This window comes from Aeromonas sp. QDB18, from assembly GCF_027705325.1.
GTDB classification, from domain to species: Bacteria; Pseudomonadota; Gammaproteobacteria; order Enterobacterales; family Aeromonadaceae; genus Aeromonas; species Aeromonas caviae.
The window spans coordinates 1-11,839 of record NZ_JAPDBQ010000135.1 but is presented as its reverse complement, the minus strand read 5'-3'; the positions used below and the strand labels follow the sequence as shown (position 1 = coordinate 11,839).

12 protein-coding genes and 1 pseudogene are annotated in these 11,839 nt (G+C 59.4%); all 13 read right to left on the bottom strand.

Annotated elements, in window-relative coordinates; all coding sequences use genetic code 11:
* Nucleotides 1–281: 281 nt before the first annotated feature.
* Nucleotides 282–497, bottom strand: coding sequence for a hypothetical protein (locus OKC30_RS16830; RefSeq protein WP_010673831.1), 216 nt, complete (start codon nucleotides 495–497; stop codon nucleotides 282–284).
* A gap of 120 nt (nucleotides 498–617) precedes the next feature.
* On the bottom strand, nucleotides 618–1,622 hold the full coding sequence (trpS, locus tag OKC30_RS16825) for a tryptophan--tRNA ligase (RefSeq protein ID WP_010673830.1): 1,005 nt from the start codon (nucleotides 1,620–1,622) through the stop codon (nucleotides 618–620).
* A 39-nt stretch (nucleotides 1,623–1,661) separates the two neighbouring features.
* Complete coding sequence (locus OKC30_RS16820; RefSeq protein ID WP_010673829.1) at nucleotides 1,662–2,327, bottom strand: phosphoglycolate phosphatase; 666 nt, start codon at nucleotides 2,325–2,327, stop codon at nucleotides 1,662–1,664.
* A complete protein-coding gene (gene rpe, locus OKC30_RS16815) occupies nucleotides 2,314–2,988 on the bottom strand; it encodes a ribulose-phosphate 3-epimerase (RefSeq protein ID WP_041212569.1) in 675 nt (224 codons plus the stop codon). Before rpe ends, OKC30_RS16820 begins: the two co-directional genes overlap by 14 nt.
* A 190-nt stretch (nucleotides 2,989–3,178) precedes the next feature.
* A complete protein-coding gene (locus OKC30_RS16810) occupies nucleotides 3,179–4,051 on the bottom strand; it encodes a Dam family site-specific DNA-(adenine-N6)-methyltransferase (RefSeq protein ID WP_029314124.1) in 873 nt (290 codons plus the stop codon).
* 70 nt (nucleotides 4,052–4,121) lie between these two features.
* Nucleotides 4,122–5,678: an SPOR domain-containing protein gene (locus OKC30_RS16805; RefSeq protein ID WP_160838182.1), complete on the bottom strand. Its 1,557-nt coding sequence runs from the start codon at nucleotides 5,676–5,678 to the stop codon at nucleotides 4,122–4,124.
* The gene (gene aroB, locus OKC30_RS16800) at nucleotides 5,668–6,750 is read right to left on the bottom strand and encodes a 3-dehydroquinate synthase (protein WP_160838184.1); all 1,083 of its coding nucleotides are present in this window, start codon (nucleotides 6,748–6,750) and stop codon (nucleotides 5,668–5,670) included. The genes OKC30_RS16805 and aroB overlap by 11 nt, the downstream gene beginning before the upstream one ends.
* Before the next feature lie 17 nt (nucleotides 6,751–6,767).
* Nucleotides 6,768–7,286 (bottom strand): shikimate kinase AroK, encoded by a 519-nt coding sequence (gene aroK, locus OKC30_RS16795; protein WP_010673824.1) that lies wholly within the window; start codon nucleotides 7,284–7,286, stop codon nucleotides 6,768–6,770.
* Between the two features lie 191 nt (nucleotides 7,287–7,477).
* Nucleotides 7,478–9,703, bottom strand: coding sequence for a type IV pilus secretin PilQ (locus tag OKC30_RS16790; RefSeq protein WP_270809706.1), 2,226 nt, complete (start codon nucleotides 9,701–9,703; stop codon nucleotides 7,478–7,480).
* Between the two features lie 16 nt (nucleotides 9,704–9,719).
* Nucleotides 9,720–10,247, bottom strand: a complete 528-nt coding sequence (locus OKC30_RS16785; RefSeq protein ID WP_029314119.1) for a pilus assembly protein PilP — start codon at nucleotides 10,245–10,247, stop codon at nucleotides 9,720–9,722.
* A 2-nt stretch (nucleotides 10,248–10,249) separates the two neighbouring features.
* The gene (gene tapO / locus OKC30_RS16780) at nucleotides 10,250–10,846 is read right to left on the bottom strand and encodes a PilO family type IV pilus biogenesis protein TapO (RefSeq protein ID WP_041212566.1); all 597 of its coding nucleotides are present in this window, start codon (nucleotides 10,844–10,846) and stop codon (nucleotides 10,250–10,252) included.
* Nucleotides 10,843–11,412 carry a PilN family type IV pilus biogenesis protein TapN gene (tapN, locus tag OKC30_RS16775; RefSeq protein WP_039039579.1) on the bottom strand — a complete coding sequence of 190 codons (570 nt, stop codon included), beginning with the start codon at nucleotides 11,410–11,412 and terminating at the stop codon, nucleotides 10,843–10,845. The genes tapO and tapN overlap by 4 nt, the downstream gene beginning before the upstream one ends.
* Nucleotides 11,400–11,769 (bottom strand): annotated as a pseudogene (gene pilM, locus OKC30_RS21440) (pilus assembly protein PilM); the annotation flags it as partial. The gene tapN and the pseudogene pilM, both read right to left, overlap by 13 nt.
* Between the last annotated feature and the right edge of the window lie 70 nt (nucleotides 11,770–11,839).

Here is an 11,839-nt window from a genome sequence, read left to right as displayed (position 1 = left end):
CTCCTGCATGGAGACGCGATTAGATCACAGACGATCTGCCTGTTCAAATTTCATTAACAAAGTGCGATCCCGCCCTGACCTGCTGTGCAGTCTGTCCGCTCTTCAATGGCGATCCGGGCCTGTCGACCCCACCCGGCGGTGGGCCTGTCCCCGATCGGGCAGCATCAGCCGCTCCATGTCAGGATGGCAAGGTAAAAGAGACGGGAGGCGACCGGGAAAAGGGCACAGGTCGTGACAGGCAGATGGGAAGGAGTCACCTTGGCAAGGGCTGACAACGGACCTCAGCGGTCCAGATAGCGGCCCTGTTCCAGTTCCCGTTCCCGCTGGCACTCGGCCAGATAGATGGCAGCCGCGATGGCCGGGGTCTTGTGGTGCTTGTCGATGGCGTTGGAGACCATCAACTGCAAGGTATTGAGGCTCTTGGCCTTGCGAAACTTGCGCAGCCAGTGACCCTTGTCACCCAACTCTTCACTCAGGGTTTGTGATTCGACAGACATGCTTTCTCTTGGGGCAAAGCCCGTGTTTGACATTGGGGGAGGTTGCGACAAACCGGAAGGTGTAAAACAAAGAAAGCCAGGCATCCACCCAGCTCTCTTCTACTACACCTTCCCAGTATGTCAGGCTCGAGGAACGAAGCCGACGACATCATATACGCTGATCAGGGTTTTTTCAGCCCTTTCACGCGCCTTTTGTGCGCCAGCCGCCAAAATGGCCTGCAGATGGGCCTCATCCTGACGCAGCTCGCGGAAGCGCGCCTGGATGGGTTCAAGCAAGGCGACCACGGCATCGGCCGTTTCACTCTTGAGGTGGCCGTACATCTTGCCTTCGAAGTGCTGCTCCAGCTCCGGGATGGAGCGGCCGGTCACACCGGACATCAGGGTCAGCAGATTGGAGACCCCCGGCTTGTTTTCGGGATCAAAACGCACCACGGCCGGCTCGTCGGAGTCGGTCATCGCCCGCTTGATCTTCTTGACGATCTGCTTGGGATCTTCCAGCAAGCCGATGAAGTTGGCCTCGTTGTCGTCGGACTTGGACATCTTCTTGGTCGGGTCCTGCAGGCTCATCACCCGGGCCCCTTCGGTCGGAATGAAGGGTTCCGGCAGGGTGAAGACTTCGCCATAGAGGTTGTTGAAGCGGGTGCAGATGTCGCGGGTCAGCTCCAGATGCTGCTTCTGGTCATTACCAACCGGCACCTGATTGGCCTGATAAAGCAGAATGTCGGCCGCCATCAGCACCGGATAACCGAACAGGCCGACGTTGACGTTGTTCTCGAAACGAGCGGACTTGTCCTTGAACTGGGTCATGCGCGACAGCTCGCCCATCTGGGTGTAGCAGTTCAGGATCCAGCCGAGCTCGGCGTGCTGGGGCACGTGGGACTGGATGAAGACGGTGCTCTTGGCCGGGTCAATGCCCACCGCCAGATAGAGGGCGGCTGCGTCGAGGCACGCCTTGCGCAAGGCGGCCGGATCCTGCCGGGTGGTGATGGCGTGCAGATCGACGATGCAATAGAGGCAGTCGAAGTCATCCTGCATGCTGACCCACTGACGCAGGGCCCCCATGTAGTTGCCGATGGTCAGCTGGCCCGAGGGTTGAGCACCGCTCAATACGATTGGTTTAGTCATCAGAGTAGTAATCCTTGTTATCCGCCAGCCCGGTCTGGATCAGACCAGCAGGGCGTCGAGTTCGGCAAACTGCTCGCAAACCCAGTCGGGGCGAGAGTCTGCGATAGGGCGGCCATAGTTGTAGCCATAGGTGAGCCCCACCACCTTCATGCCGGCGGCCTGGGCGGCCAGCACGTCATTTTCGGAATCCCCCACCATCAGGGTGCGGGACGGGCTGACACCCAGCTCGTGGCAGGCGTGCAACAGCGGCTCCGGGCTCGGTTTCTTGACGGGTACGCAGTTGCCCCCGAGCCAGAGTGCGAAACAGTCGCTGATGCCGAGGGCCTCCAGAATGGGCTGCACGAAGTGACTCGGTTTGTTGGTCACCACGGCCTGCTGGTAACCCAGCCCCTGCAGACGGCGCAGGCTACGGGCCACTCCGTCATACATGGCCAGGCCTTCCAGCAGACAGGCCTGATAGTGACGGTCGAACAGGGGGCGGGCCTTGGCAAACTGCTCCGGGGCGTCGCGGTAATCGAGAGCCCGCTGGATCAGCTTGTCGGCGCCGTTGCCGACCCAGGTACGCACCACGGACTCGTCGGCCTCGGCCAACCCCAGCTCCGCCAGGGTACGGTTGACCGCCAGCGCCAGTTGCGGGGCGCTGTCAATCAGGGTGCCATCCAGATCGAACAGCACCAGGTCAAAGGGGCGATCAGCGACGGACATGGGCAAGCTCCGCGCGCATCTGGTCGATCACCGCCTTGTAATCCGGCTTGCCGAAGATGGCAGAGCCCGCCACGAACATGTCGGCACCCGCCTCGGCAATCTCGCGAATGTTGTCGACCTTGACCCCGCCATCGATTTCCAGGCGAATGTCGCGGCCGCTCTCGTCGATCAGGCGACGCACCTGGCGCAGCTTGTCGAGGGTGCCGGGGATGAAGCTCTGACCGCCAAAACCCGGGTTGACCGACATCAGCAGGATCACGTCCAGCTTGTCCATCACGTACTCCAGGCAGCTGAGCGGGGTCGCGGGGTTCAGCACCAGACCGGCCTGGCAACCCTGCTCCTTGATGAGGCCCAGGGTGCGATCCACGTGATCGGAGGCTTCCGGGTGGAAGGTGATCAGGCTGGCACCGGCCTTGGCAAAATCAGGCACGATGCGATCCACCGGCTTGACCATCAGGTGCACGTCGATGAGCGCTTCGATGCCGTAATCGCGCAGCGCCTGACAGACCATGGGGCCTATGGTCAGGTTGGGGACATAATGGTTGTCCATCACATCGAAATGGACCACGTCGGCCCCGGCGGCCAGCACCTTGGCCACATCCTCACCCAGACGGGCAAAGTCGGCGGAGAGGATAGAGGGGGCAATCAGAAAGTCTTTCATCAGCGTCATCCATTGGCAGCGTGGCAGAAAAAACGGCGCAATTTTATCGCAAAAGGGCGATGAAAACGACCCGCATCTACAGAACACGCCGCTCCGGCACCATCGCCGGCAAACGATGCCAGGCGCGGCTCACGGAATACCAGCGGCAGCATCAGAAATGACAACGGCCCCCTCAGGGACCGTTGTTCACTCAGCCGACGGCAACCAGCTCCGCCTCGCCGGGATAATAGCCCTGTTCGGGCTCGATGCCGGGCGGGTAGAGCGCCAGCAGCTCGGCCACCTTGTTGCGACCACCGCCGTTGCGGCTGATGGTACGCTTGACCAGGATCTCGTCGAGCCGGGCGCCACGATAGAGCTCGCGGGTCAACTCGATGTCATGGTTGCTGATGAGCACGGGCACCCCTTTATGGGCGGCGGTGTGGCGAGCCAGCCTGGCCAGCAGCGCCTGATCGTCCAGGGTGAAACCGCCTGCCGAATAGGTGGTGAAACTCGCCGTGGTGGAGAGGGGGGCATAGGGCGGATCGCAGTAGATCACCCAGTCTTCCTCTGCACGGGCCATGGCGTCGGCATAGCTTTCGCAGATGAACGTCGCCTTCTGCGCCTTCTCGGCAAAGGCCCACAGCTCTTTCTCCGGGAAGTAGGGTTTCTTGTAGGAACCGAAGGGAACGTTGAACCCCCCCTTCTTGTTGTAACGGCACAAGCCGTTGAAACCATGGCGATTCAAAAACAGGAACAACTGAGCCCGTTCAAACCCGGCCGCGGTCTGGTTGAACTGGGTACGGAGCCGATAATAGGCGGTCTTGTGGTTGTGCTCGGCCACGAACAGCTTGCGGGCCTCGCTGATGAAGCTGTCCGGCTGCTGCTTGAGGTGGTTGTAGAGGCCAATGAGATCCGGATTGATGTCGTTGAGCACATAAGCGTCGTAATCCGTGTTGAGAAACACGGATCCCGCCCCGACGAAGGGCTCCAGCAACACACGCCCGGCCGGCAAACGCTCGGCGATCTCTTCGACCAGGGAGTATTTTCCCCCGGCCCATTTTAAAAACGCGCGTGTTTTTTTCATGGAAGTCCGGTGTTGACAAGGCTATGCCCAAAAAAGGGGGGTGATTCTACCCCCTTCTTCGGGTGGCTGGCTATTGCTTCAATTCTTTTTGTATCTGGGCGAATGACTTGGGCCAGGGTTGTCCCTTGAGCAAGGCAGGTGACAGCTTGCGAATGGCCGCCTTGGCCTGGGCACTGCTGGCGTAGTCTCCCTGCACCACTACATACCAGGGACTGCCACGGAAACGGGTCTTGTAGACCCACACCTTGCCCGCCAAGCCATGCTCGGCCACAAAGCTGTCTACCGCCTTGGTGTTGCTCGCCCCCATCAACTGGATGCTGTAGTGATTCTTCGGCTTCTTGTTGAGAGTCGCCACCGGCGTCAACGCCACCTTGGCCGCTGGGGCCGCGACCGGCGCTGTCTGCGCGCCACTGGCCGGTTGAGCCTCTGTCCGGGCCGGGACACTGCTCGGGGCCGGATTCTTGACCTGGGCCGTCGTTCCGGTCGGGACCGCACGGGAACCGCTCCCCACCAGCTCATCCACCACGGCCGTGGGCAAGGCGCCGCTGACATTCGGCTGGTTCATCAATTTCTCGACCACTTCGTCGGAGATGACGACCCGGCGCCCCTCATAGTTGGTTGACTCCGTGGTGACCGTCTCGCTCTCGACCTTCTTGGGCAAGGGCTTGGCATCGGACTGCCAATCGCGGGCAACCTGATTCCCTGACGGGATGGCAGCGGCGCCACTGCTCGCCTGAGTACCCAAGGCCCCGCTCGCCGCACCCACGTTCACAGGATCGCTTGAGACGGGATCGGGCAACGCCATCCCCTGGGACGGTGCCTGGGCGGGGTCCTGGCCTGCACTGTCGAACAGGGGCAGATAGCTCAGGGCCAGCAACCCGCCCGCCACCAGGGCAAGCACGATCGCTATCTTCTTGACGGGCAACTCGGCCTGACGTTTCTTGGGCCTTCTGTCGGTCATGGTATCCTCCAGTAACTGCATGATGGCTGACGGATGTCCGCCCGCCCCATTCAGGATCTCTTCCACTTTCGGCTTGGGCAAGAGGGCTGTCGGGATCTTGAGCTCTTTGGCCTTCTCATACAAGAAGATACGTTGCTCAGGAGCGCTCAGTGGCGCGACTTCCAGCTCGAGGGCTGGCATGGCTCGTCCCTTGAGGAGCGCCTTCTGGTTGCGACACCAGGCGTCATCACCCGAGAGCAGGATGGCCAGTTTATGAGGAGATGCCAGGGTATCATTGTGACGACAGAGCGCCCACAACTCCCCCACCAGCTCGGCAGGCAAGGTATCGGCACGTTCGATGATGAGCAGCAGTCTGGCAGGCTTGTCACCCACCATGCGAAAGAAGCTGTCCGCCACGGCATCCTGCGCGTTGAACAGGGGACGTGCCACCACCTGCTGCAACAGCAGCTGGCGCACATCCGCCATCTTCATGGACGGGCTGCCGATGAGGCTGGCCACCCGCACCGCATCGGGCAGTTGGGCAAGCAGCGACTCGCACAGTGTGCCACGGCCACTGCCTGGCTTGCCGGAGAGAAAAACGAAGGGGTGGTTGAACTCGATCAGGTGCAGCAGCCGGTCAACCAACTGCCGCTGAGAAGGCAGCTTGAGCAATTTATTAGTGGTCACGACCAGACTCGATCACCGCCATCAATTGCTCGTCTGTCACATCGGCCACGACCTGGGCCTGTCCGATCCCGATCGGCAGCACCAGCCTCAGTTTGCCTTCCAGCACCTTCTTGTCACGGCGCATATGGCGAATGAAGGCGGCAAAATCCATATCGGACGGTGCCTTGACCGGCAAATCGGCGGCCAACAGCAGATCGCGGACTCGTGCCACCTCTTGCGCCGTCATGTCGCCACGAGCCAGGGCCGTCTCGGCCGCCAGCATGGTTCCCGCCGCCACGGCTTCACCGTGCAGCCAGTTGCCATAACCCTTCTCCGCCTCGATGGCATGGCCGAAGGTATGTCCCAGGTTCAGCAAGGCGCGCACACCGTGCTCGGTCTCGTCCTGACCGACCACATCGGCCTTGATCTCGCAGCAGCGACGAATGGCATAGGAGAGTGCATCACCGTCAAGGCACTGCAGGCGGGTCATGTTGGTTTCGAGCCAGGAGAAGAAGGAGGCATCCCAGATGATGCCGTATTTGATCACCTCGGCCATGCCGGCGGCAAATTCCCGGGCAGGCAGGGTCTTGAGGCAGTCGGTATCGATGATCACATGCTTGGGCTGATAGAAGGCACCCACCATGTTCTTGCCGAGGGGATGGTTGACGGCGGTCTTGCCGCCGACGGAAGAGTCAACCTGGGAGAGCAGCGTGGTAGGCACCTGAATAAACGGAATGCCTCGTTGGTAGCTTGCCGCAGCAAAGCCGACAACATCACCTATCACACCGCCCCCCAGAGCGATCAGAGTGGTATCACGACCATGGCTGGTTTCCAGCAGAGCAGACATGATCCGCTCGAAAGTCGCCAGGGTTTTGTAGGCCTCGCCATCGGGCAGGATCAGGTGTTCCACCTGAAAACCGGACAGCAACTGAATGATCTGTTCAAGATACAGGGGCGCGACCACGGTATTGGTCACAATCATGACCCGCTTGCCCTTGATCGTCTGCGCCAGTACATCGGGGCGTTGCAGCAGACCGGCAGCTATCTCTATCGGGTAGCTGCGTTCACCCAGTTCGACCTTCAACCTTTCCATGGACGTCCTCTAATGAATTACATACCAATCAACTTGACGATTTGATTAGCGACAACTTTGGCACTCTGGTCATCCGTCTGGATGACAAAATCGGCAACCTCTTCGTACAGGGCGTTGCGCTCTTGCGCAAGACGCTCAAGCACTTCACGGGGCGGCTCTTCGGTTTGCAGCAAGGGACGACGCTTGTCTCTCTGGGTTCGCGCCAATTGCTTTTCAATGGTGGTTTCGAGGTAGACCACGATGCCGCGTGCGGAGAGTTTGTTGCGGGTTTCACGGCTCTTGATGGCACCGCCACCCGTTGCCAGCACGATACCCTGCTGTTCGGCGAGCTCACCGATCACCTTCTCTTCGCGGATCCGGAAACCTTCTTCGCCTTCAACATCGAACACCCAGCCGATATCGGCACCACTGCGGCGCTCAATCTCATGATCTGAGTCGAAAAACTCCATGTGCAGTTGTTCTGCCAGATGTCTACCTATGGTGCTCTTGCCCGCACCCATGGGACCTATCAGGAAAATATTGCGTTTCTCAGCCATGTCTTTTCGTTAGTAATTACAAACTGTATGGCCCCGGTAAACACTCGACCGGGGTACCTATGAACCTTATCTTGCGATGGATCAGGAGGGGGATTATCTCAGTAGAAACCAGGACTGGCAACCGCAGCCCTTACGCCCCAGCCTCATCGGGGCGTAAGGTTATATGTGTTTTACTCTCACAAGTAAAGTTTTCAGAGGGCGTCGGTCACTATCCTCGGGGTCACGAAGATCAGCAGTTCACGCTTCTTGTTTTCACTGGTGGTTTTCTTGAACAGATAGCCCAACCCGGGGATATCCCCCAGCAGCGGCACCTTACTGACATCACTCTTGATGGTCTGTTGATAGATGCCGCCAAGCACCAGAGTTTCACCGTTGTTGACCAACACCTGGGTGGTGATGGACTGGGCGTTGATGGACACCGCATCCCCGGTTCCGGTCGGCACGGTTTCACCCTTGGTATCCTGAGTCACGGTCAAGTCCAGGATCACCCTGTTGTCCGGGGTGATCTGCGGCGTGACCTTGAGGCTCAGTACCGCCTTCTTAAAGGTGACCGAGGTCGCCCCGCTGGAAGAGGACTCCACATAGGGGATCTCGGTCCCCTGCTCGATCAGGGCCGGCTTCTGGTTGGCCGTGGTGACACGCGGACTGGCGATGATCTCGGCCTTGCTCTCCTTTTCCAGAGCCGAGAGTTCAAGATCCAGCAGAGTACCATTGGCAAGACGGGCGACCTGGAACGCCAGCGTGCCGGCCGCGTTGGTCACCGGCAGGTTAACGTTGAGTCTGTCTTCTACGTTGGGGCGAGTGATGGTGGAACTGCCATCATTGTTTCCGGCGCCATCATTACCCTCTATGGTGCCCGAGGTGCCGTTGCCATGACCGTCTGTCTTGGTCACACCCCAGCGCACCCCCAGTGCCTCATCGAAACCATCATCAATGGTCACCATGCGCGCCTCGATCACCACCTGCTTGACCGGGATATCGAGGATATCCAGCATCCGCTTGACGTTGCTGATGACATCCGCCGTGTCCTTGACCACAAGCACATTGGTACGTTCATCCACGCTGACCGCCCCTCTGGGGGAGAGCAGCTTGGTGCTCTCGGAGGAGAGCAGGGCCGCCACTTCCGATGCCTTGGCATAGTTGATCTGCAGATACTCGGTGTAGAGGGGAACGAGATCCGCCACCTGGTTGCGGCTCTCCATCTGCTGTTTCTCGCGAGCGGCAATCTCGTCCGCCGGTGCCACCAGCAGGATGTTGTTGTCCAGCCGTTTGTCCAGCCCTCTGACCTTGAGGATGATGTCCAGCGCCTGCTCCCAGGGCACGCCATCGAGACGCAGCGTGATGTTGCCGGAGACCGAGTCCGTGGTCACCAGATTCAGATTGTTGAAATCGGCGATGATCTGCAACACGGTACGAACAGGAATATCCTGGAAGTTCAATGAGATGGGCTTGCCTTGGTACTGCTTCGCCGCCGTGGTGGCAACCCGTTTTTTCACCTCGATGATGAACATCTTGTCGGCCTGATCGTAACGGTAGTCAAACTGGCCGTTCACTGAGAGCTCGAACAGGGTGTCATTGCCCTGGCGGAACACCTCCACCTGGGAGACCGGGGTAGCAAAGTCCTGCACATTGATGAGGTTGAGCTGATCATCAGGCACCCGGGTACCGTGGAACTTGGCCAGCACTTTCTGACCACGGCTGCTGACATCCACCGCCGCCGAACTGTTGTCCAGCGTCACGAGGAACTCCCCCTGACCTTCCTTTCCACGACGAAAATCCACGCCCTTGACCGAGTTGAAGTAGGCGCCACCCATGTTTGCCTGAGACACGGACAACACCGGCTTGCTGGGGGCAACGGGCGAAGGAGCCACAGTAGGCGTGGCAGCCACGGCCGGCTGAGCCTGATACTGGGACTGGTTCTGGGCAACCCGCTGGGTGTCAATCAGCGCAGACTGGGTCACCGGCTGGCTTCTGACGAGCGCAGACTGGCTGGCTGCAACAGGCGCCGCCGAGGAAGCGACCGGCTGCCCTGCCTTGTCTCCCAGCGCCACCAGCAATTTATTGCCCTGCTGATGGACCTGATAGGGGGTGAGCTGATCGAGGGCGATCTTGATGTCGAGCCCCTGCCCCTTCCCCTCCACCAGGAGGTTGTTCACCCCTTGCTGCTTGATGGGCAGGGGATTGACCGTCAGGGCACCGATGGCCCCGGGTACGTGCAGCAGAAGCTGATTGGGTTCATAGGTCAACCTGTCCGTAAAACCGCTGACCGGTTCGCTGAAGCTGAGCTCCAGCAGGAGTTGATCGGCCAGCAGGGGATTCACCTTGACCTCCTGCAACGCGGGTACTGCCCACACCTGAGTGCATCCGCCCAGCCACAGCAGCGCCACACCGGTCATCCTTCTTATTGTTGTTCTCATCTCTGCTCATCCCTGATCATAGTTTTGCGTCGAGATTGGCCATGGCCAGCTGGGTTTCTCGGGTGACCCAGCATCCTTTGCCATCCGGTACCGTCTCCATCAAGTCAACATGCGTGTTCGTTATCTTGATGACCCTGCCCTGATCCAGCCCCATGTGCTGGTTGAGCCCGACGCGCACGGCTTGCCCGTCCGGGGTTTTGATCAATGCCCACAACTGCCCCTGCTTGCCGATGGAGCCTTTCATGCTCAGGCTGGCAAGCGAGTAGCGTTCCAGCACCTCCTTTTCCCGATTGGCCACTATCTGGGCACAGTCCGGCTTGGCCTTGGCATCCAGCCTGGAACTGGTTTCCGGCTGGGGTGCAATGAACGGACTACGCTGATCGCTGCGTTGATAGACCATGGGAGAGAAGGGCTTTATCTCCGGCAAAGATTCGATCGGTACCGGCTTTCTGGCCTTGGTCTGTTTGACATACTCATCCATGTCCTCCTGTCCCCCACAGGCCGTCAACAGCAGCGCCGACAAGAGAAGTACGCCCGCTCTCATGCTCATGGCTTTTTCTCCACGGTTTTGCCGTTGTACTTGTAGGTCTTGGCCTGCATGGACATACCGATCAGCTCACCCCCCTTCCCCTGGCTGAGCTGGAAAGAATCCAGGATCACGATGCGGGGCAAAGCAGCCATGTCCGCCGTGAACTTGCCAAGTTCGTGATAGGTGCCCACGACCTCGATGCGCATGGGCAGCTCGGTGGAGAACTCGTGTTTCACCTCTGGCTCCCAGTTGATCCTGTTCAATGTCAAACCGTTGTCGGTGGCAATGAAGCTGATGTCATCCAGCAAACCGGCGACTTCGTGGGTGTTGGGCAGCTGTTTGAGCTGAGTGTCGACCAGATGTTCCAGTTGGACCATCTGCTTTCTGTATGCTTCCAGGTTCGCGGCCAGCATGGCCTTGCTCTCGAATTGTCCCTTGAGCTCGGTCTCTTTTGCGGCTTCACGACCCAGAGCCGCCAGGGAATTGGCAATCACGTAGTAATAGAGTGCCCCGCCAAGCAGAGCACAGCAGAAGAAGACAAAGATGCCCTTGGCGATCGGCGGCCAGCGGGCAATGTCATTGAGATCCAGGTCGTTGAGTTGTTGCAGGTTCATTTTTGCCCCTTAGCCACGTTGGGTAGCGCCGTGGCAATCTGGAACATCATGGAGAACTGGCTCAGGGCGATGGGGGCCACCTCGGCCGTGAAAATGGTGCTGAGCTGGGATTGTGTCAGCCAGCCGGAACCGTCGATTCGGCGCATCATGCTGGCAACCCTGCCATAGGCTTCGGTCTTTCCCTTCACATCTATCTTGTTGTTTTGCAAGGCAAGGCTATCAAGATATACCCCATTGGGGACCAGCACCGGCAGCTGATTGAACAGACGCACAGGGATGTTGCGGCGCATCTGCAACTGCTCGATGAGTTGCATGCGGTCAATCAACTCCTTGCGCCGTTCCTTGAGAAGCCTGATCTCCCCAAGCTGGGTGTCCAGGGTTGCCATCTCTTGCTGCAACCGCTGATTGCGCTGCTGCTGGTAACCGATCTGCTGCTGCACCAGCCAGTCTGCGGCAAAGGCGATGGCTGCCGTCCCCGCCAGGAACAGACCGAACAGGATACCGAATTGTTTCTTCTGACGCTGCGCCCGAGCCTGCCGCCAGGGCAGAAGGTTTATATTTGACATGGTGTGAAGCTCCTCAGTGCCAGCCCGAGCGCCGTCATGTACTTGGCTCCATGAGTCAGCCCCCCCCTCTCCCTGCGGCTTGCCAAAGAGTGCAAAGGGATCGGGATGCAGCACCTCGCAGTTGAGCTCGCTGCCGATTTGTCCGGCCAGCCCCGGCAGCAGGCTCCCCCCTCCGGTCAGCACCAGCCTGGAGAGCTCCTTGTTCCCCGAAGAGCTGCAAAACAGCTGCACGTTGCGCCGTATCTGCAACACCAGAGTGCTGAGGTGAGGCAACAGGACATCCACCTCATAATCCGCAGGCAAGGAGCCCTGGAGCTTGGCCAGCTCCGCCTCTTCCATACTCATGCTGTAAAAAGAGGTTCATCGCGGCTTTCCGGGGAAGGCCGCCTTGATTTTCAGAAAAAAGTATTCTGAGTCCCTAAATCCA

What these genes read in the sequence shown, in the direction of transcription:
- tapO (WP_041212566.1), bottom strand. Translation starts at nt 10,846, where the DNA reads ATGAACCTGCAACAACTCAACGACCTGGATCTCAATGACATTGCCCGC.
- OKC30_RS16820 (WP_010673829.1), bottom strand. Translation starts at nt 2,327, where the DNA reads ATGTCCGTCGCTGATCGCCCCTTTGACCTGGTGCTGTTCGATCTGGAT.
- OKC30_RS16830 (WP_010673831.1), bottom strand. Translation starts at nt 497, where the DNA reads ATGTCTGTCGAATCACAAACCCTGAGTGAAGAGTTGGGTGACAAGGGT.
- OKC30_RS16785 (WP_029314119.1), bottom strand. Translation starts at nt 10,247, where the DNA reads ATGAGAGCGGGCGTACTTCTCTTGTCGGCGCTGCTGTTGACGGCCTGT.
- trpS (WP_010673830.1), bottom strand. Translation starts at nt 1,622, where the DNA reads ATGACTAAACCAATCGTATTGAGCGGTGCTCAACCCTCGGGCCAGCTG.
- aroK (WP_010673824.1), bottom strand. Translation starts at nt 7,286, where the DNA reads ATGGCTGAGAAACGCAATATTTTCCTGATAGGTCCCATGGGTGCGGGC.
- OKC30_RS16790 (WP_270809706.1), bottom strand. Translation starts at nt 9,703, where the DNA reads ATGAGAACAACAATAAGAAGGATGACCGGTGTGGCGCTGCTGTGGCTG.
- OKC30_RS16810 (WP_029314124.1), bottom strand. Translation starts at nt 4,051, where the DNA reads ATGAAAAAAACACGCGCGTTTTTAAAATGGGCCGGGGGAAAATACTCC.
- tapN (WP_039039579.1), bottom strand. Translation starts at nt 11,412, where the DNA reads ATGTCAAATATAAACCTTCTGCCCTGGCGGCAGGCTCGGGCGCAGCGT.
- rpe (WP_041212569.1), bottom strand. Translation starts at nt 2,988, where the DNA reads ATGAAAGACTTTCTGATTGCCCCCTCTATCCTCTCCGCCGACTTTGCC.
- aroB (WP_160838184.1), bottom strand. Translation starts at nt 6,750, where the DNA reads ATGGAAAGGTTGAAGGTCGAACTGGGTGAACGCAGCTACCCGATAGAG.